Annotated in this window: 18 protein-coding genes; 12 read left to right on the top strand and 6 right to left on the bottom strand. The window is 75.6% G+C overall.

Translation table 11 applies throughout. From position 1 onward, the window contains the following. The first annotated feature begins 33 nt into the window (after positions 1–33). The 9 genes from ACIBQZ_RS36845 to ACIBQZ_RS36805 are packed head-to-tail and all read left to right on the top strand — an operon-like array spanning position 34 to position 7,700. On the top strand, positions 34–495 hold the full coding sequence (locus ACIBQZ_RS36845) for a hypothetical protein (protein WP_396093520.1): 462 nt from the start codon (positions 34–36) through the stop codon (positions 493–495). After that, a complete protein-coding gene (locus tag ACIBQZ_RS36840; protein ID WP_396093519.1) occupies positions 492–1,424 on the top strand; it encodes a hypothetical protein in 933 nt (310 codons plus the stop codon). Before ACIBQZ_RS36845 ends, ACIBQZ_RS36840 begins: the two co-directional genes overlap by 4 nt. Further along, positions 1,411–2,826: a V-type ATPase 116kDa subunit family protein gene (locus tag ACIBQZ_RS36835; protein ID WP_396093518.1), complete on the top strand. Its 1,416-nt coding sequence runs from the start codon at positions 1,411–1,413 to the stop codon at positions 2,824–2,826. Before ACIBQZ_RS36840 ends, ACIBQZ_RS36835 begins: the two co-directional genes overlap by 14 nt. Beyond that, complete coding sequence (locus ACIBQZ_RS36830; protein WP_396093517.1) at positions 2,811–3,221, top strand: ATP synthase subunit C; 411 nt, start codon at positions 2,811–2,813, stop codon at positions 3,219–3,221. Before ACIBQZ_RS36835 ends, ACIBQZ_RS36830 begins: the two co-directional genes overlap by 16 nt. 2 nt (positions 3,222–3,223) lie before the next feature. After that, a complete protein-coding gene (locus ACIBQZ_RS36825) occupies positions 3,224–3,442 on the top strand; it encodes a hypothetical protein (protein WP_396093516.1) in 219 nt (72 codons plus the stop codon). Continuing rightward, positions 3,439–3,957, top strand: a complete 519-nt coding sequence (locus ACIBQZ_RS36820; RefSeq protein WP_396093515.1) for a hypothetical protein — start codon at positions 3,439–3,441, stop codon at positions 3,955–3,957. The genes ACIBQZ_RS36825 and ACIBQZ_RS36820 overlap by 4 nt, the downstream gene beginning before the upstream one ends. Next, positions 3,954–5,690 carry a V-type ATP synthase subunit A gene (locus tag ACIBQZ_RS36815; RefSeq protein WP_396093514.1) on the top strand — a complete coding sequence of 579 codons (1,737 nt, stop codon included), beginning with the start codon at positions 3,954–3,956 and terminating at the stop codon, positions 5,688–5,690. The genes ACIBQZ_RS36820 and ACIBQZ_RS36815 overlap by 4 nt, the downstream gene beginning before the upstream one ends. After that, positions 5,687–7,081: a V-type ATP synthase subunit B gene (locus ACIBQZ_RS36810; protein ID WP_396093513.1), complete on the top strand. Its 1,395-nt coding sequence runs from the start codon at positions 5,687–5,689 to the stop codon at positions 7,079–7,081. The genes ACIBQZ_RS36815 and ACIBQZ_RS36810 overlap by 4 nt, the downstream gene beginning before the upstream one ends. After that, a complete protein-coding gene (locus ACIBQZ_RS36805; protein WP_396093512.1) occupies positions 7,074–7,700 on the top strand; it encodes a V-type ATP synthase subunit D in 627 nt (208 codons plus the stop codon). The genes ACIBQZ_RS36810 and ACIBQZ_RS36805 overlap by 8 nt, the downstream gene beginning before the upstream one ends. 27 nt (positions 7,701–7,727) lie before the next feature. Here ACIBQZ_RS36805 and ACIBQZ_RS36800 read toward each other — a convergent pair whose 3' ends face one another. The 5 genes from ACIBQZ_RS36800 to ACIBQZ_RS36780 form a co-directional block, all read right to left on the bottom strand. Then, positions 7,728–7,982 carry a hypothetical protein gene (locus ACIBQZ_RS36800; RefSeq protein ID WP_396093511.1) on the bottom strand — a complete coding sequence of 85 codons (255 nt, stop codon included), beginning with the start codon at positions 7,980–7,982 and terminating at the stop codon, positions 7,728–7,730. Between the two features lie 127 nt (positions 7,983–8,109). Then, on the bottom strand, positions 8,110–8,991 hold the full coding sequence (locus ACIBQZ_RS36795) for a universal stress protein (protein ID WP_396093510.1): 882 nt from the start codon (positions 8,989–8,991) through the stop codon (positions 8,110–8,112). Beyond that, on the bottom strand, positions 8,988–9,206 hold the full coding sequence (locus ACIBQZ_RS36790; protein ID WP_396093509.1) for a DUF1918 domain-containing protein: 219 nt from the start codon (positions 9,204–9,206) through the stop codon (positions 8,988–8,990). The genes ACIBQZ_RS36795 and ACIBQZ_RS36790 overlap by 4 nt, the downstream gene beginning before the upstream one ends. A gap of 294 nt (positions 9,207–9,500) precedes the next feature. Then, entirely contained in the window at positions 9,501–11,384 is a 1,884-nt protein-coding gene (locus ACIBQZ_RS36785) for a DUF6345 domain-containing protein (protein ID WP_396093508.1), read from the bottom strand. A gap of 82 nt (positions 11,385–11,466) precedes the next feature. Continuing rightward, a complete protein-coding gene (locus tag ACIBQZ_RS36780; protein ID WP_396093506.1) occupies positions 11,467–14,100 on the bottom strand; it encodes a CHAT domain-containing protein in 2,634 nt (877 codons plus the stop codon). Between the two features lie 126 nt (positions 14,101–14,226). Between ACIBQZ_RS36780 and ACIBQZ_RS36775 the strand changes: the two genes are divergently transcribed. Genes ACIBQZ_RS36775 through ACIBQZ_RS36765 form a run of 3 tightly spaced genes read left to right on the top strand, consistent with a single transcriptional unit; the run spans position 14,227 to position 16,578 of the window. Next, on the top strand, positions 14,227–15,513 hold the full coding sequence (locus ACIBQZ_RS36775) for a S8 family peptidase (protein WP_396093505.1): 1,287 nt from the start codon (positions 14,227–14,229) through the stop codon (positions 15,511–15,513). Then, positions 15,510–16,118, top strand: coding sequence for an RNA polymerase sigma factor (locus ACIBQZ_RS36770; protein ID WP_396093504.1), 609 nt, complete (start codon positions 15,510–15,512; stop codon positions 16,116–16,118). The genes ACIBQZ_RS36775 and ACIBQZ_RS36770 overlap by 4 nt, the downstream gene beginning before the upstream one ends. Then, complete coding sequence (locus tag ACIBQZ_RS36765; RefSeq protein ID WP_396093503.1) at positions 16,096–16,578, top strand: hypothetical protein; 483 nt, start codon at positions 16,096–16,098, stop codon at positions 16,576–16,578. Before ACIBQZ_RS36770 ends, ACIBQZ_RS36765 begins: the two co-directional genes overlap by 23 nt. Before the next feature lie 96 nt (positions 16,579–16,674). On the opposite strand, the gene ACIBQZ_RS36760 is transcribed toward ACIBQZ_RS36765, so the two are convergent. Continuing rightward, entirely contained in the window at positions 16,675–17,718 is a 1,044-nt protein-coding gene (locus ACIBQZ_RS36760) for a LacI family DNA-binding transcriptional regulator (protein WP_396093502.1), read from the bottom strand. Positions 17,719–17,971: the final 253 nt, after the last annotated feature.

Below are 17,971 nucleotides of genomic sequence, written 5' to 3'. Positions count from 1 at the left end.
CTGGCAACGTGGTTCTTCGGAAGGAGCGCGGCCATGCCGGGTCTGCGGGAACTGCTGAGCAGATTCCGGGCGGCCGGCGCGCCCGGTGCGCCGGGCGCGGCCGGGGTGCCCGTTGATCTGCGAGCCGGTGTGACCGCGGAGCTCGAACCGGTCTTCGCCGCGCTGGCCGAGACCGTCGCCGGGTGTGAACGACGGCGGGCCGACGGCGCCGCCGAGGCCCAGCGGTGTCTCGACGAGGCCCGCGGGCGGGCGGCGGCGCTGCTCACCCAGGCGAAAGGTGCGGCCCCGGCGGCGCGGGCGGCAGCGGCCGCGCGGACGCGCCGGCTCGCCGAGGCGGAGCTCGCGGCCATCGAGGCGGACTCCCGCGCCACCGCCGAGGAGCTCACCCGTCGTGCCGAGGGCCGGCTGCCGGACCTGGTCAACGAGGTCGTCGAGCGGGTCCGGCACGACATCGCGGCGCTCGGCGACGGCACCCGGATCGGATCGGCGCCATGACCGCCGGCTGGGTCGCGGGCAGCGTACGGGCCACCGCGATGGCCCGCCGGCGGATGGGCGCGAGCGCGGCCCGTGAGCTGGCCGGCTGCCCCGGGCTGCCGGCGGCGCTGGAGGTCCTGGCCGGCTCGCCGTACGGGGCCGGCGCGCACCCCGGCGATCAGCTCGCCGCCGCCGAGCACGCGGTGGCGGCCACGACGTTGTGGAACGTACGGGTGCTGGCCGGCTGGCTGCCCGTCGAGGGCGCCGAGCTGTTCCGGCGGCTCGCCGCCGGGTTCGAGATCGCGAACATCGACGAGCACCTGCGGGGTCTCACCGCCGACCCGCACGAGCCCGGGGTGCCGCCGTTCCGGCTGGGCAGCCTCGCCACGGCCTGGCCACGGCTGTCGACGACCACCTCACCCGCCGACCTGCGCGCCGCGCTCGCGGCCTCGGCGTGGGGCGACCCGGGTGCCGACTCACCCCGGGCCGTCACGACGTGGCTGCGCACCGCGTGGGCGGCGCGCGTCGGCGCCGATCCCGGACCCGCCCGGCCGTGGGCGGCCGGCGCCCTGGCGTTGCTGGTCGCCCGCGAGCAGATCGCCGCCCGCGTCCGCCTGCCCGACTCCGTCGTCGCGGTGGCCAGCCGGCTCCTGGGGACCGGCTGGCGCGATGCGGCCGACCTGGCCGGCCTCGCCGCTCGGTTGCCCGAGCCGGCCCGGTGGGCCCTGGACGGGGTGACGAGCACGGCGGATCTGTGGCTGGCGGAGACGCGATGGTGGGCCCGGTTGCGCCGCGACGGCACGGCACTGCTCCGGCGCGCCGAGGCCGGCCCGCAGCGGCCTCTCGGCGCCGTCGCCGTCCTCGCCGCCGACGCCTGGCTCGTGACCGCCGCGCTGGAGCTGGCGGCGCGGGGCGGCACCCTGCCGGAGGTGTGGGATGCGCTGGCGTGAGGCGTTGCGCACGACCCCGATGACCAGGGTGGCCGTCGTGGCGCCGCAAGCGTGCCTGCGGCAGGTGCTGGTCCGGGTGGCCGACGCCGGCGTGATCGAGTTCGAACGCACTGTCGCCCCCGGTGATGCCGCGGCCGGTGAAGCCGCCCGGCTGCTGCAGCGTGCGGGCGCGCCGACCGGCCCGGCCCGGCTGTCGCCGGCCGCACCGGACCTCGACGCGTGGGCCCGGGACGGGCGTACGGAGCTGCTCGCCGGCGAGGCCCAGCTGGCGGAGCGCTGCGCCGACGCGGTCGTCCGTGACGACGTCGCGGCCCTGCTCGGCTGGGCGCCGTCGGATCAGCTGCCCGGGCTCGGGGCGCGGCTCGCCGACGTCGGCGGCGCCGTGGTGCCGCTGCCGGCGCCGCGCGGGCTGGAACCGCCGACGGCGACGTCGCCGGACCCGGTGCGGTCGGACTTCGCGCCGCTGGTGACCACCTACGCCACGGTGCCGTACGCCGACGTCGATCCGACCCTGCCGGCGGGCCTGGCGTACCTGGTGATGTTCGGCGCGATGTTCGGTGACGTCGGGCACGGGGCCCTGCTGGCGCTCGGCGCGCTCGCGATCCGCTGGGCCCGGCCGCGGCGGCTCGCCCGGCTGCAGCCGTACTGGCGGCTCGTCGCCGGCGCGGGCCTGTTCAGCATGCTGTTCGGCCTGCTGTACGGCGAATGCTTCGGCCCCACCGGGCTCGTACCCACCCTCTGGCTGGCGCCGATGGCGAACCCCGTGCCGTTGCTGCTGGCCGGGGTCGGCCTCGGCGCGGTCCTGCTGGCGGGCGCGTACGCGTTGGGCACCGTCAACCGGGTCCGGGAGAGCGGCTGGCCGGTGGCGCTGACGGCCCCGTCGGGAGTGGCCGGCAGCGCGCTCTTCCTGGCCGTGGGCCTGGCCGTGGCGGGCTGGTACCTGTCGCTGACCGGGCTTGTCGTGCTCGCCGTCCTGCTGGCCTCGGCCGGTCTGCTGCTGGCCTACGTCGGCTTCCTGGCCGAGGCCGGTGGCGGGGTGTCCGGAGCGTTCCAGGCTTTCATCGAGTCCATCGACCTCATCGTCCGGCTCGGCTCCAACACCGTGTCGTTCGCCCGTCTCGCCGCGTTCGGGCTGACCCACGCCGTGCTCAGCGGGATCGTCTGGGCGGCGACGGCCGGGCTGTGGCCGCGCGGCCCCGCCGGCGCGGCGGCCGCGGTGGTCGTCTTCGTGGTCGGCAACACCCTCGCCTTCTCGCTGGAGGCCCTCGTCGCCGGGGTGCAGGCGCTGCGGCTGGAGTACTACGAACTGTTCTCACGCGTGTTCCGCCGGGAGGGTCGGCCCTTCCGCCCCTGGCACGTGCCCACCGATCTGATCGGAGAAGCGCCATGCTCGCCTGGCTGATCGCCCTGCCGGCCCTGGCCGCTGGTCTCGCATACGCCCTGGTGCTGGTGCGCCGCCGGAAGACCGGCATCCGGATCCTCGTCGCGACCAACGCCGTCATCCTGGCCGCTGCCGCCGCGGTGGCACTGACCGCCGGCTCGGCGGTCGCGGCCCCGGTCTCCGCCGCCCCGGCCGCCGACGGCGCCGGCGGCATGGCGTTGCTCGCCGCGGCGATCGCCGTCGCGGGCTCCTCGATCGGCGCCGCGATCGCGGTGGCGTACACGGGCGCGGCCGCCCTCGCCGCGATGAGCGAGCGACCCGAGCTGTTCGGCCGTGCCATGGTCATCGTCGGCCTCGCCGAGGGCATCGCCATCTACGGCCTCATCGTGTCGATCATCTTGATCGGGAAGGCCTGACCATGAGCTCCGTCGCCGTGATCGGCGCCCGGACCGCGGTGCAGGGTTACGGGCTGGTGGGTGCGCTGGTCCGCGTCGCCGAGGACCCGGAGGCCGTACGGCGGGCCTGGGCGACGCTGCCCGCCGACGTGGGCGTGGTCGTGCTGACGGCCGCGGCGAAGGCGGCGCTGCGCGGGCAGACCGGCGCGGACGACGGTCGGCTGATCGCGGTGATGACATGACCGTCCGGATCGACGAGCGAACGGCCGAGGCGTTGGCCCCGGTGCGGGCCGCCCTGCTGGCGGCGGCCCGGCGGGAGACGGACCAGCGCGTCACACGGGCCCGGGAGCAGGCGACCGGCATCGTGGCGGCGGCCGCCCGGGAGGCCGAACACATCGTCACCGCGGCGGGCGCCGCGGGCACCGCCGACGCCGAGGCCGTCACCACGACCGACCGGTCCCGGGCGCGGCGCGCGGCGCGTGCCCGCACGCTCCGGGCCCACCGTGCCGCCTACGAGCAGCTGCGCCGGCGGAGCCGGGAAGCCGCCGTGCTGGTCAGGGCCGAGCCGGGGTACGCCGCCCTCCGCGCCGCGCTTGATGCCGAGGCCCGCCGCCTGCTCGGGCCGGATGCCGAGATCGTCGAGGCGGACGGCGGCGGGGTCGTCGGCCGTGCCGGTGCCCGCAGCGTCGACCTGTCGCTGGCGGCGTTCGCCGAGCGCGCGGTGGACACGGTGGCGGCCGGGATGGACCAGCCATGACGACCGGTGTCGTGCGCCGCGTCAACGGCCCGCTCGTCGAGGCGGACGGGCTGAGCGGCGCCGGCATGGCCGAGATCGTCGAGATCGGTCCGCGCCGCCTGCCCGCCGAGGTGGTGTCGATGCGCGCCGGGACCGGTGCGGACGATCCGGGCACGGTGACGCTGCAGGCCTACGAGTACACCGGCGGGCTCCGCCCCGGCGATCCGGTGCGGGCGCTGGGCCGGCCGATCTCGGCGCTGCTCGGCCCCGGCCTGCTGGGCGGGGTCTTCGACGGGCTGCTCCGCCCGCTGACGGGCGCGCCGGTCTGGCTGGAACCGGGCGCCGCCCGCGCGAGCGGGAACCGGCGCTGGCCGTTCGTGCCGTCGGCCCGGGCCGGGCAGGAAGCGGCCCCGGGCACGGTGCTGGGAACCGTGCGCGAGGCCGGTGCGATCATCCACCGGTTGCTGGTGCCCGCCGGGGTCAGCGGCCTGGTGCGGTGGACTGCCGCCGCCGGCAGTTACCCGGCGGACGCCCCGGTGGCAAGAGTGGACGACGTCGACATCACGTTGGCGCACTGGTGGCCGGTGCGCACGCCGAGGCCGTACCGGGAGCGGTTGGAGGATCCGGTCCCGCTGCGGACCGGCCAGCGGGTCCTCGACGCCCTCTACCCGATGATCAAGGGTGGCACGGCCGCCGTGCCCGGCGGCTTCGGCACCGGCAAGACGATGCTGCTGCAACAGGTCGCCAAGTGGTGCGACGCGGACGTGATCGTCTACGTCGGCTGCGGCGAACGCGGCAACGAGATGGCCGAGGTGGTCATGGAGCTCGGCCGGCTCGCGGATCCCCGGACGGGCGGCGCGCTGGCCGACCGCACAGTGGTCATCGCCAACACCTCGAACATGCCGATCATGGCGAGGGAGGCGAGCATCTACACCGGTGTCACCGTCGCGGAGTACTTCCGGGACATGGGCTACGACGCGGTGGTCATCGCCGACTCCACCTCGCGCTGGGCGGAGGCGGTCCGCGAGTTCGCGTCGCGGGCCGGTGCGCTGCCGGCGGAGGAGGGGTATCCGGCGGGGCTGGCGTCGGCGCTCGCGGCCTTCTACGAGCGGGCCGCCCGGGTCCGGACGCTGGGCGACGGCGAGGGATCGGTCTCCATCATCGGCGCGGTGTCGCCGCCCGGCGGTGACCTGACCGAGCCGGTCACCTCCGCCACGCAGCGGTTCGTCCGGTCGGTGTGGACGCTGGACCGCGAGCTGGCGTACGCCCGGCACTATCCGGCTGTCGCCTGGACCGGCTCGTACTCCCGCGACGCCGACCGGGTGAGCGCCTGGTACGCCGCCCACGGCGATCCGGACTGGACCGTCCGCCGGACCCGGATGGTCTCGATCCTCGCCGAGGCCGACCGGCTGGCCGACCTCGCCGAGCTCGTCGGGGCCGGCGCCCTGCCCGGTCACGAGCGCATGGTGCTGCTCGCCGGACGGCTGCTGCGGGAGGGCGTGCTGCAGCAGAACGCCCTGTCACCCCACGACGCGCACTGCCCGCCGGACAAGTCCGCCGCGCTGATCGACGCGGTCTTCGACGTGCTCGGCGCGGCCGAGGAACGGGTCGTCGCCGGGGTGCCGGCGACCGCCGTGGAGGAGCTGGACTTCTCCGTGCTGCTGCGGGCCCGCGACGACACCGGGCCGCTCGACCTCGCCGGCATCCGGTCCCGGCGCGACACCGTGCTCAACGCCCTGCGGGAGCTGTCATGACCGCCGCCATCGAATACTCCGACATCGTCGAGGTCCGCGGGCCGCTGCTGGTGCTGCGCGGGGTGGCCGGGGTCGGCTGGGACGAGTTCGCCCGGATCCGGATGGCCTCCGGGGAGATCCGGCACGCCCTGGTCCTCGAGGTCGATCGGGACCTGGCCGTCGTGCAGGTGCTGGAGGGCACCGGTGGCGTCCAGCGGGTCGGCACCTCCGCCGCCTTCGACGGGAGCCCGCTGCGCATCCCGGTCGGTCCGGGCTGGCTGGGCCGCGTCTGCAACGGCCGCGGCGAGCCGGTCGACGGTGGGCCCCCGGTCCTGGCCGCGCGCACCGCGCCGGTCAACGGGCACCCGCTCAACCCGACCATGCGGGAGCCGCCGGCCGACCCGGTGGTGACCGGGGTGTCGGTCATCGACGGCTTGATGACCCTGGTACGCGGGCAGAAGCTGCCGGTGTTCTCGGTGGCCGGGCTGCCGCACCTCGAACTGGCCACCCAGATCGCCGCGCAGGCCACCGCCGGCGACGAGCCGTTCTGTGTGGTCGTCGCCGCGATGGGGCTCACCCACGCCGACGCCGACGCCGTCCGCGACGCGCTGGAGGAGCGGTCGGCAGCCGGCGAGCTGACCCTGTTCCTCAACACCGCCGATGATCCGGTGGTCGAACGCATCCTGGTGCCGCGCATCGCCCTGACCGTCGCCGAGCACCTCGCCTTCGACCTCGGCCGGCACGTCCTGGTGGTGGCGGCCGACATGACCAGCTACTGCGAGGCGGTGCGGGAGATCTCCGCGTCCCGCGGCGAGGTGCCCGCCCGGCACGCCTATCCCGGCTACCTCTACAGCGACCTGGCCTCGCTGTACGAGCGCTGCGGCCGGATCCGGGGCCGGCCCGGTTCGGTCACCGTGCTGCCGATGCTGACCATGCCGGGCGGCGACATCACCCACCCGATACCGGACCTGACCGGCTACATCACCGAGGGGCAGATCGTGTTGTCCACCGGGGTCGCGGCCCGGGGCGGGTACCCGCCGGTCGAACCGCTGGCGTCGCTGTCGCGGCTGATGCGGCACGGCGCCGGGCCGGGCCGGACCCGCGACGACCATCTCGACGTCGCGGCCCAGCTGCTGGCCGCGCTGGCGCGGGCCCGTCAGGTGGGGGAGCTGGCGGAACTGATCGGCGCGGCGGCGCTGAGCGCCACCGACCGGCGCTACCTCGACGTCGAGCGCGCGTTCGGCCGCGACTTCGTCGATCAGCGCGCCACCGAGACCCGCAGCATCGAGCAGACCCTCGACCGGGCCTGGCGGGTCCTCTCGCTGCTGCCCCGCCGGGAACTGGCGATGGTGTCGCCGGACGTGCTCGACGCCCGGTACGTGGCGGCGCGTGGGGGCGACGACCATGGCTGAGCTGCGGGTGCCGCCCGGCCGTGCGGGCCGGTTGTGGCTCGGCGAGCGCCTGGAGACCGCCCGCCGGGCGGCCACCCTGCTCGATCACAAGCTGCGTGTCCTGCGGATCGAGCAGGAGCGGCTCGCGGCGGCCGCCGACCGGACCCACGCGGAATGGCTGGCGGCGCGGCACGCGGCCGACGAGTGGCTCATCCGCGCGGCCGTGCTGGGCGGACAGCGCGAGATCCGGCTCGGTGCCGCCGACCGGCTCGCCGAGGTCGAGATCACCTGGGACGACCTGATGGGGGTGCGCTATCCCGGCCGGACGGTCTGCTCGCTGCCCGGCGACGCGGGCGGCGCGCGCAGCCCCGGCACCGCCGCGCTGATCGAGGCCACGACCGCCCATCAGCGGGCGCTGCGGGCCGCCGTCGCGGACGCCGCCGCCGCGGCGGCGTACCGGATCATCGAGACCGAGACGCGGGAGACCCGCCGGCGGCGGCGCGCGATCGCCGACCGGTGGATCCCGCGTCTGGAGGCCGCGCTCCGGGCGCTCACCGAGCGGCTGGACGAGGCGGAACGGGCCGAGGCCGTGCAGCTGCGATGGGCGGCGGCCAGGGCCGGATCGGCGGGCGCCGGATGACCGGCCCGCCGATCACGGCCGGACCCGTCAGCGGCGCTGCCGGTACGCGTCGATCGCCAGGCCCGCGCCGACCACGGTGACCACGGCACAGGTCAGCACCACGCCGGCGGCGCCCCAGGCCACCATCGCCACGGACAGCAGTCCCCAGAGCAGCCCGCCGCCGACGGCGGCGGTGATCAGGAACCGGCGGGATCGTCCCGGCCGCCGCGCCAGCGAGGGATAGTCGGCGGTCAGGCGGGCGACGATCTGGTCGAACTGCCGTTGCTTGTCGTTGGTTCCCATCGAGCCAACCTCCCGGCCAGGCTTCGTGCGCACACCGGCCGTGCCGGTCGATGCCCGCTTTACGACAGCGTAGGCCGGTCGCCGCGGCGCCGCCGGGGCCATTGGTCCCGTTCGGCCGTTCACCTTGTCACGGCGCGGGCCGGACCACCACGATCGGGCAGGCCGCATGGTGGATCAGGTGCAGGCTCACCGAGCCGAGCAGTGCCCCGGTCACGCCGCCGTGGCCCCGGCTGCCGACGACCACGAGCTGGGCCGTGGCCGACCGCTCCACGAGCAGGCGGCGTGCCGACCCGCGGACCACCTCGCGGTGGATCGTCAGGTCGGGGTACCGCGGCGCGATCCCGGCGAGGCATTCCGCCAGCACCCGGGCCTCCTCGCCGGCGTCGGACCCGGTCGCGGAACTCGCCGGCAGGGTGTCGTTGAGCTCGGTAGCGGCGTCACCGGTCCACGCGTGCAGGGCGAGCAGGTCCGCATCACGCAGCGCGGCCTCCTCGGCGGCGAACTCGAGGGCCCGCATCGAGACGGCGGAGCCGTCCACGCCGACCACGACGGGGCCCGTCCCGTGCCGGTCACCGTGCAGGACCAGGACCGGGCAGGAGCCGTGGACGGCGGCCTGCTCCGCGACGGAGCCGATCAGCAGCTCGGCGAAGCCACCGAGCCCGCGGTTTCCCACGACGATCAGGCCCGCCGTGCGGCTCTCGTCCCGCAGCACCTGCCCGGGACCGCCGTTCACGACCTCCGCGGTGATCGTGACCTCGGGCGCGACCTTCGCGGCGAGCAGCGCGGCCTCGCGCACGATGGCGTCGGCCTGATCACGCAGCGCCTGCAGGGAGGAGCCGGTCAGGCCCGGTGCGAACGCGAAGTCGATGACCGGCGAGACGAGGGCGTGCACGATGCGCAGCGGGCGGTGCCGCAGGGCCGCCTCCGCGGCGGCGGCCTCGACCGCGTCGAGGCCGCGTCGCGATCCGTCGGCTCCCACCACGACGGGGGCGGTGGGCAGGGCGGTCATGACGCGCGCTCCGGGATCTTCCCCGGCAACCGGGTGGTCTCGATGTGGGCCTCCGGGCCCGGGAAGATGAGGGTGGTGCGGCCGTCGTTGAGCCAGCGGACCTCGTACGGCGGTGAGCCGTCGCGGTGGCGCAGGGCGGTGATGACGGCGGTTCGCCGGGCGTCGCCGAGGTGGGTACCCTCGAGGACGAGCCGGTCACCGATGTGGGCCTGCATGGCGAGCCTCCTGCCGGGACGACGCGGATCGAACTCGATAGGACGCCCACCGGTGGCCCGCCTCGCGCCGGCCGGGTGCCCGTCTTGACGACGGTGGGTCTGGTGCCCCGAAGGCCACCTCGTTGTCCGTCGGCCGCCGCGGTGCTGGTTCGCATCCGGTGGGCGTCAAGACAAGCATCGTCGCGGCCACGGATGGCTGACAGGGTCCTTGGTCCCCCTTTGTCCTGGGTACGGCGACGGGCCGGAGCGTCACGCCCCGGCCCGCCGCTGGACTCTGTGGATCAGGTCGTGCCGTCAGACGGTGCCGGAGATGGACCACTGGCCCGTCGTGGAGGTCAGCGCGATGTCCGGTCCGGTCGAGCCCTGGCCCCAGAAGTGGTCACCGATGTTGGTGGTGCCGTCGGCGCGGATCAGGCCCATGGAGCGGTACTTCACGCCGGTCGGTTCCCGGTCGATCGCCATCGCCGCCCAGGCGCTCTGCACCCGGTACGCCGGCCGCAGCTCCCACCACAGGAACTTCTTCGGGAACAGGTAGCCGGCGAACGTCGCCCCGGTGCCCCCGCCGACGCAGTACGCGTTGGTGTCGAAGCCGTTGAGGATGTGCAGACCGGCGTACGCCTGGCGCCACCGGCCGAAGTAGTCGTGGCTGCCGTTGGTGTCCCGCAGCACCTGGCACGACTCCAGCTGGAGCCACTCCAGGTCCCGGTTGCCCCAGCGGGCGTCGGCCGGGGTGATCTGGGTGTCGGAGTTGTTGCCCTTGAACGTGAAGCCGCCGGACCAGCCGTGCCCGGTGTACCAGGTGGCGTCCACGTCGTCCACGTACGAGCTGTCCTGCCCGCCCAGCGACGGGTCCTTGAAGTCGCGTTCCCAGGCGCTGGCGCCCCGCCAGTCGAACTGGGTGCCGATCCCGTGGTTCGCCATCACGTTGCGGAAGCCGTTGGCGCTGTCCTGGGCGCACTGCCACTCGTTGATGGTCTGCTCGATGCCGACGTCGGCCGGGCCGACGGCCAGCGCGCCGAAGCCGCCACCGCCGGGCTTGAGTTCGGCGCTCGCGTCGCCGTCGCCGGGGAGCTCGACGGAGGCGGAGGCGGCCAGCCCGTCGGCGTCGGTGACCTCGACGGTGAGCTGCTCGGCGGCCTGCTCCGACCGCTCCCGCGGCGTCCGCCGGTACGTGATCGAGTCCTCGCCGCCGCCCTCGGACGGCAGCACCGTGCTCGACGACGACCACCGGTACGTGTACGGCGCGGTGCCACCGGAGACCGACACCGAGGCCTGCACGGTCTCGCCGCTGCGGCCGGCACCGATCTTGCCGGCCGGGGCCGCGCCGGCGACGGCGGGGACCAGGCGGTGCGCCTGCGCGCTCTCGCCGCCGACCGGGTTGCACGTGTACTGCGGCTGGATGCTGCGGACCGTGCCCTTGCCGTCCGCGTCGGTCGCGGTGAGCTCCGGGAACTGGTAGCCCAGCGTCGGGGTGTCCTGGCGGACGTCCGCGCCGTAGAGCCCGGCGCAGGCCTCCCGCGCGGCCTTCTCGCCGATCACCGGCACGTCGCCGCTGCGCTCGACGGCCCGCAGCGCGTGCGAGAGCTGGGTGACGGTGCCGTCCGGGCCGACGGTCAGGCGCAGCTTGGCGCCCTGACCGGTGACCGGCAGCCCGGCGAGGTCGAGCCGGTAGCTGACCACAGTGTCCAGGGCGTGCACCTGCGGCTTGCGGTTCGCGGCGTCGGTCAGGGTCAGCTCGGTGTGCGTCACCTCGGGCCGGGCGGTGAGGTCGGGGCTGAGCTCGCTGAGCTTCAGCAGCCGTTCGCCCTGGCCCAGCGCCTCCTCGTCGGCGACCGGCTGGAGCTTCTCCAGCGCGGCGGCGTCGATCGCCTGGGCCTGGGTGGCCCGGCCCGACTCGTCCTTGCCGGCGCGGCCCACGGCGGTCAGCGGCACCCGGCCGAACGCGGCGGCGTCGACGTAGCCGAAGTATCCGTTGCCCTGCAACGCGTTCGGCGTGCCGAAGACCTCGGCCAGGGCGGCGCCCTGCGCGGCCGTGAGCCCCTCCTGCACGACGGCGTACACGGGCACGGTCTGCGGTTCCTCGGCGGCGGCCGCCCCCGCGCCGAAGACCGGCGCGGCGAGCATGCCCGCGGCCCCCACCGCGATGATCCGGCGTCCGGCCGGCTTGTTGACGAACATCTGGTCCCCCTGTCGATGTCCGGGACGACGGTGGTCCCGTGTCCCGCACCACCTCAGAGGCGCCCACCCGGACGCAGATACGTCACCCCGGAAAATTGTTCCCGGCGCCGATGCAGTGGAACGCCGCGGCAGTCGCCTCGGACAGGGCGTCACCGCCGGCGCGGAGGTGCTGCTGGGCGCCGGCCAGCGCGGCGGCGGGCCCGGTGCCGCGGCGCAACCGGGCGTGCAGATCCAGCATGAGATCGGCGGTACGGCCGGCCGGCACGGGCAGCACGCTGGCGATGAGCGTACGGGTGCCCGCGCCCAGCAGCACGGCGGCGAGACCCAGCAGCTCGTCGCCGGCCTGCACCCCGGACAGCCCGGAGTCACACGCGGAGAGCACCACCACCGCGGGCGCCCGGCCCAGCCGCTCCAGCTCGTACGCGGTCAGCGGCCCGTCGGCCAGCTCCAGCGTCGACATCAGCGGCGCGTCGGCGCGGAAGACGCCGTGCGCGGCGATGTGCGCCAGCGGGGCCGCCCGCAGCGCCGCCGTGACCGCCGCGGCGCTCGCCGCGGCACCGGTCAGCACGGTCGCCGCCGGGTCGGCCGCGGCCAGCGCGGCCACCTCCTGCTCGCCCTCGGGCAGCCGCGGACCGGCGACCAGCACAGCCGGTCCGCCGGCCGGCGGGGCGCTCCGGCAGGCCCGCAGCCAGGCCGCGGCCGACGGCACCACCGTCACCGGGCGGCCCGCGCACGCCGGGAGCGCGGCCCAGGCCAGCCCGTGCAGGTCGCCGATCGGCGCGATCACCAGCGGCCGGTCGGCGATCAGCGCCCGCAGCGGGGCGAGCAGCTGGGTGTCGAGCCGGCCGGCGGCCTGCGCGGCGGCGGCCCGTGCGGCGGCCGGGTCGCCGAGGGTGACCAGGCGCCGCAGCGCGAACCGGTGCTGGCGGACGGCCTGCCGGGCCTGCTCGCGGGTGCCCAGCCGGTGCAGGCCGGCCCGGCCGTCGCGGACCACCACGGCGAGGATCGCCCCACCGTGGGCGATCAGCTCGACCAGCACGGCGTCGCCCAGCGCTGCGGCGAGTTCGCCGACCGACGGCGGGCGCCGCAGCTCGCCGGTGCCGTCCGCGTGCCGGGCCAGCTCGCGGACCCGCTGCTCCAGCTGGCTCTGCCGGCGGCGGTCCGCCGGGGCCGGCCGCCCGGCCAGCGCCGCCGCCTCCGCGGCGGCGGCCACCCCGCGCAGCTCGGTGAGCGCCGCGGACAGCTCCGGGTCGGCGGGCGGCACGACCGGCGTCATCCGCAGCGCGGTGGCCCGCCACAGCTCGGCCCAGGTGAGGATCAGCGTGGGCCGGCCGCCGCGCACCGCGAGGTCGAGGCCCTCGGCGGCCAGGTCCCGGCCGTGCGCGCCGCTGCTGGTGCGCAGCTCGGTGGCGCCGTACAGGGCCCGGTGGGCGTCCTGCACGGCGAGGCCCCGGCGCAGCGCCGCCCGGGCCTGCGCGGTGTTGCCGTCGAGGCGGTGGCGCAGGGCCGCGGCGTACCAGCCCTGGGCGCGTCGTTCGGCGGTGCCGCCCCGGCGGGCCCGGGCGGCGACCGTGAACAGCTCGCGGGCCTGGTCGGTGCGGCCCAGTTCGGCGCAGACCCGGCCGGCGTCGATCCGGGCCGCCAGCGCCGGGCCGGGCCAGCCGGTCGCGTCGAGCTGGGCGGCGGTGCGCAGCATGGCGGTCACCGAGCGGGCGGTGCGCGTACCGCTGCGGAGCTCCGCCCGGTGGGCGACGCCGCGGGCCAGCGCGGCCCAGGCGGGGCGGCCCTGCCGGCGGAACGCCGCACCCGCCCGCCGGGCGGCGGCGGTCGCGGCGGCCGGATCACCGGCGAGCAGGGCCGCCCGGGCCAGCCCGAGCAGCGCCTCGGCCTGATCCGAGGCCATCCCGCGCGCCCCCAGCTCGCGCACCGCGGCCTCGGCCACCTCGGTCGCCTCGGCCGGCAACGGCACGGCCAGCAGCAGTTCCAGGCGGTCGAGCTGCAGGGCCGGCCGCGGCACGTCCAGCTCGCGGTAGCGCCGGTCGACCTCGGCGAAGACCCGCAGCGCCTCGGCCACCTCACCCCGGCGGGCGGCTGCCGTGCCGAGGTTCCACCGGGTGTCGGCGGCCGCCAGCGGCAGCCCGAGCGCGGTGAAGAGCTCCTCGGCACGGCGCAGGTCGGCGGCGCCGCGGGCCATGCCCCGCCGGGTCTGCACCAGCCCCCGGTTGTTGCGGGCCCGCGCCTCCAGCAGGGCGTCACCCTCCTGCTGGGCGATCTCCACCGCGGCGGTGTAGTCGCGGGCCGCCTCCTCGTAGCGCCCGGCGTAGTGCAGGACGACCCCCCGCTGCATCCGCGCCCGCCCGGCGTCGAGCCCGGTGAGGTGGCGCAGCGCGGCGCTGACCTGGCCCAGGGCGGCGACGTTGTGCCCGCTGTTGGCGAGCACGTAGCCCAGGCTCATCCGGGCCAGCGCGGTGAGCTCGGCGGACCCGCTGCGCTGGGCCAGGCGGACGGCACGGCGCAGGTGCGTCACCGCGGTCCCCAGCTCGTTCAGCTCGCGGTGCGCCAGCCCCAGGGCCCGGGCGGCGACCGCGGCGGCGCGGGGACAGTCGGAATTCTCCCGGACCCGCTGACCGATCCTGATTGCCGCACGGGGATCGCGTTGTACCGCGTCCAACGCCTGCTGTGCGGCACTTTCCCAGGACTGTCCGCTACCCGCCACAACCGACATCCTGTCTGGTTTTTGCTAGTCTGAGTCGCCGGAACCCCCGTAGATTCCTCCCGATTCGCCCGTCGGCGCCCCGACGATGGGACCAGCCTCGCATCTCGTGGTCACCGCGGAGGACTTGTGGCACCTGACCGATTCACCACAGCGCCGGTGAGCCGGCGCGGCCTGCTGCGCTGGACGGCCGCGCTGACCGGTGCCGTCGCCCTGCCGGCCTGGGCGGCACCCGCCCGGGCGGAGGACGACGACGGCGCATCCTACCGGTCCGCGTTCGCCGCGGCGATCGCCGAGGACCCGCAGATCCGGATGTACGCCGAACCCGGCCGCGAGTTCTGGTACCGCCCCGGGCAGCTGCTGGCCGCGCGCGCCGACGTCCGGCGGGTGGCGCTCTGGCTGCGCACGGCCGGCGTGCCGTTCCGCACGGACAAGGGCTTCGGCAGCGTCGGCCGGTTCCTGCTGGCCGCCGACGCCGACATCCCGTCGCTGGTGGCGAAGCTCCGGGACCCGGGTCAGTGGCCGGGCGCCGCGCCGCCGGCCGTGCAGCCGCACCACGTGCTGATCGGCTACGACAACATCATGGGCAACCCCGGCAGCGGCCCGGTCGCGGCGGCCGCCCCGGCGCTGCCCGGCCACGACGGCGCCGGCAAGGGCGTGCTGGTCGGCATCTGCGACACCGGCATCTGGCGCGACGCCCCGCAGTTCCACGCCGACCGGCTGGGCGGGGCCTACCTGCCGGAGCCCGACGACGAGGACCCGCTCTACCTCCACGACGACGTGCTGGCGTTGCAGGGCGGGCACGGCACCTTCGTCGCCGGGGTGCTGCGCCAGGCCGCGCCGGACGTGGCCTTCGACCCCGAGGTGGCGCTGTCGGGCACGGGCGTCGGCGACGAGGAGATGCTGGTCGCGGCCATCGACCGGCTCGACCGCCGGATGGCCGTGCTCAACCTGTCGCTGGGCTGCCGCACCCAGGACGACGTGCCGCCGCTGCCGATCGCGGACCGCCTCGCCGCGCTCGACCGCCGGGTCGTGGTGGTCGCGGCGGCCGGCAACGCGGGCAGCGACCGCCCGGCCTGGCCGGCCGCGCTGCCGGGTGTGGTCGCGGTGGCCGCGGTCACCGGCGGTCCCGACGGTACGGCCGCGGCGCCGTACAGCAACTTCGGGTCCTGGGTGGACGCCTGCGCGGAAGGCACCCGCACCAGCACCTACGTGACCGGCCGGCTCGACGTGGGCAAGGAGCCGGAGCAGTTCAAGGGCTACGCCCGCTGGTCCGGCACGTCGTTCGCGGCCCCGCACGTCGCCGGCCGCATCGCGGCGCTGATGACGGAGAAGGGCCTGTCCGCCCCGGACGCGGCCGACGCCCTGCTGAGTCAGCAGCGCTGGCACCCGGACTACGGGGTGCTGATCACATGACCACCACCACGCCGCACCTGGTGCACGCCGCCGCCCACGGCGACGAGCAGGCCTGGAACGCCCTCATCGACCGGTACGGCCCGCTGGTGATGGCGGTCATCCGGCGCTTCACGCTGAGCCCGGCCGACGCCGCCGACGTCAACCAGACGGTGTGGCTGCGCCTGGTCGAGCACCTGGACCGGATCCGCGAACCGGAGGCACTGCCGGGCTGGCTCATGCAGACGACCCGCAACGAGTGCCTGCGCCTGCTCCGCGTCGACCGGCGGACCTGGCTGTTCGACCCGCTGGACCGCACGGCCGAGACGGTGGTCACGGCGGCCGCCCCGGGCCCCGGCGACCTGGACGAACAACTGCTGGAGGCGGAACGTCACCAGGCGCTGCGGGACGCGTACGACGAGCTGTCGCCGCGCTGCCGGGAGCTGGTGGGGCTGCTGCTCACCGATCCGCCACTGAGCTATGAGGAGATCGGCGCGCGGCTGGGCGTACCGGTCGGCAGCATCGGGCCGACCCGCGGCCGGTGTGTGCACAAACTGCGCACCTGTCCCGCGCTGATGGCCTTCCGGGGCGGCAAGGAGGTCCTCCGTGACGCAGCAACCGTGGGCTGACGATCCCGCCCTGGTGGCGGACCTGCGCGAGGCGCTCGCCGCCCGCGAGGCGCTGCCGGCGGCCTTCGCCGCGGCGGCCCGGGCCGCCTTCACCTGGCGCACCATCAACGAGGATCTGTTGCTGGCGGAGCTGTCGTTCGACAGCGCACTGCCACAGGGAGCGCTGGCGACCCGCTCGGGCGCGAACCAGGCGAGCCGGATGCTGGTGTTCGACGGCGGCGGCTACCGCATCGACGCGGAGCTGGACGGCGCCGGCGGAGTGATCGGCCAGATCACCCCCGCCGGCCCGGGGACGATGCGCTGCGAGACCCCGGAGGCGACGTTCGACGAGGGCCCGATCGACGAGGTGGGCTGCTTCTCGATCCGCGCGCCCGGCACCGGGGTGCTGCGCCTGCATGCCACAGTGGACGGCCGCCCGATAGCCACCGCCTGGCTGAACCTGGGCGGGCCCCGGCCCTGAGCGGGTGGGCGCACCACCGCTCAGCCGGTTCGGCGGGAATGCCGCGGCTGATCGCCTCGTGCCGGAAGGGTTGAAGTTGATCCATGGCCCGGCAGGCTATTGGCCGCCCGCAACCCCCGCAGCCGCGCGGCCCAGCGTGCTCTCCCTCGGGATGAGCCGGTGCGCCGCCCGGAGTTCCCTGCCGGGCACCGGTTTGGTGCTGCCGATCCGCATGATGAGCCGTTCGACGGCGAGCTGGGCGATCGCCTTCTTGTCGGGTGAGATGGTGCTGATCGTCGGGCGCCCGTACCGTCCGTCCTCGATGTCGTCGTACCCGATGACGGCGAGGTCCTCGGGTATGCGCAAGCCGCGCTGGAGCGCGGTGTGGATGGCGCCGGAGGCGACCAGGTCGCTGTAGCAGAACACCGCGTCCGGCGGGTCCGCCCGGTCGAGGAGGGCGGCCATGGCAGTGGCGCCGTCCACCCGGTTGAACCGGGTGGTGCTGATGATCAGCGACTCGTCGACCGGCAGTCCGGCCGCCGCCTGGGCGGCGCGGAAGCCTTCGGTGCGCAGCTGCGCCGCCTCGCCGGTGGGGTAGGGCTGGTCGCCGATCGCCGCGATCCGGCGCCGGCCGATGGTGATGAGGTGGCGGACCGCCTCGGTGGCGGCGGCCACGTCGTCGATGCCGACGTGGTCGAACGTGCCGTCGGAGGTGCGCTCGCCGAGGACCACCAGGGGCAGGGCGGGATCGCGGATCGCCAGGTCCGCCTGGGACAGGCCCAGCGGGCTGATGATCATGCCGTCGAACAGGAAGCGGCGTGACCCGCGGCCGATCAGTTCGGCTTCGTGCTCCCGGTCGCCGTCGGTCTGGTCGATGAGCACGTTGTAGCCGGCCTTGCGGGCGGCCGGGATGACCGCCTGGAGCAGCTCGGCGAAGTACGGGGTGTCCAGGTACGGCACCACGACGACGATCTGCCCGGACCGGCCGGTGGCCAGGTTGCGGGCGAGGACGTTCGGGCGGTAGCCGAGTTCGGCGATGGCGCGCTCGACCTTGCGCCGGGTGGGCTCGGTGACCCGGGCGTAGCCGTTCACCACGTTCGACACGGTGCGGGGCGAGACGCCGGCCAGCTCCGCCACGTCCCGCAATGTGCTTTCCCGCATGAGCAGCCTCCCCGCCTGAACGGGGCGAAGTGTCTCCCCGCGGCAACGATCGTATTTCCGTCACGTTGCCTCTTGCCAGAGCCAGAGGCCCGGTGCATAGTCCTTTGCAGCGCTGCAAAAGAATCTACCTCACACCTCCGCGGCGCCGTTCAGGTCCCCCATTTTCTGCCAACAGACTTTCCCAAAAAGCGCGTCGCCGCAGCTCGAGCCGCACGTCCAGGTGCGGCCATGTCGTGCTGCCCGTACTCCGACG

Source organism: Actinoplanes sp. NPDC049599, assembly GCF_044465625.1.
Taxonomy (GTDB): domain Bacteria; phylum Actinomycetota; class Actinomycetes; order Mycobacteriales; family Micromonosporaceae; genus Actinoplanes.
Note: the sequence above shows the minus strand (reverse complement) of the source record. Positions and strands in the feature narration are given on the sequence as shown.

Coding starts and splice junctions, on each gene's coding strand:
- ACIBQZ_RS36800 (WP_396093511.1), bottom strand. CDS start 7,982: ATGGGAACCAACGACAAGCAACGGCAGTTCGACCAGATCGTCGCCCGC.
- ACIBQZ_RS36770 (WP_396093504.1), top strand. CDS start 15,510: ATGACCACCACCACGCCGCACCTGGTGCACGCCGCCGCCCACGGCGAC.
- ACIBQZ_RS36790 (WP_396093509.1), bottom strand. CDS start 9,206: ATGCAGGCCCACATCGGTGACCGGCTCGTCCTCGAGGGTACCCACCTC.
- ACIBQZ_RS36795 (WP_396093510.1), bottom strand. CDS start 8,991: ATGACCGCCCTGCCCACCGCCCCCGTCGTGGTGGGAGCCGACGGATCG.
- ACIBQZ_RS36820 (WP_396093515.1), top strand. CDS start 3,439: ATGACCGTCCGGATCGACGAGCGAACGGCCGAGGCGTTGGCCCCGGTG.
- ACIBQZ_RS36825 (WP_396093516.1), top strand. CDS start 3,224: ATGAGCTCCGTCGCCGTGATCGGCGCCCGGACCGCGGTGCAGGGTTAC.
- ACIBQZ_RS36830 (WP_396093517.1), top strand. CDS start 2,811: ATGCTCGCCTGGCTGATCGCCCTGCCGGCCCTGGCCGCTGGTCTCGCA.
- ACIBQZ_RS36845 (WP_396093520.1), top strand. CDS start 34: ATGCCGGGTCTGCGGGAACTGCTGAGCAGATTCCGGGCGGCCGGCGCG.
- ACIBQZ_RS36840 (WP_396093519.1), top strand. CDS start 492: ATGACCGCCGGCTGGGTCGCGGGCAGCGTACGGGCCACCGCGATGGCC.
- ACIBQZ_RS36785 (WP_396093508.1), bottom strand. CDS start 11,384: ATGTTCGTCAACAAGCCGGCCGGACGCCGGATCATCGCGGTGGGGGCC.
- ACIBQZ_RS36810 (WP_396093513.1), top strand. CDS start 5,687: ATGACCGCCGCCATCGAATACTCCGACATCGTCGAGGTCCGCGGGCCG.
- ACIBQZ_RS36835 (WP_396093518.1), top strand. CDS start 1,411: ATGCGCTGGCGTGAGGCGTTGCGCACGACCCCGATGACCAGGGTGGCC.
- ACIBQZ_RS36815 (WP_396093514.1), top strand. CDS start 3,954: ATGACGACCGGTGTCGTGCGCCGCGTCAACGGCCCGCTCGTCGAGGCG.
- ACIBQZ_RS36760 (WP_396093502.1), bottom strand. CDS start 17,718: ATGCGGGAAAGCACATTGCGGGACGTGGCGGAGCTGGCCGGCGTCTCG.
- ACIBQZ_RS36805 (WP_396093512.1), top strand. CDS start 7,074: ATGGCTGAGCTGCGGGTGCCGCCCGGCCGTGCGGGCCGGTTGTGGCTC.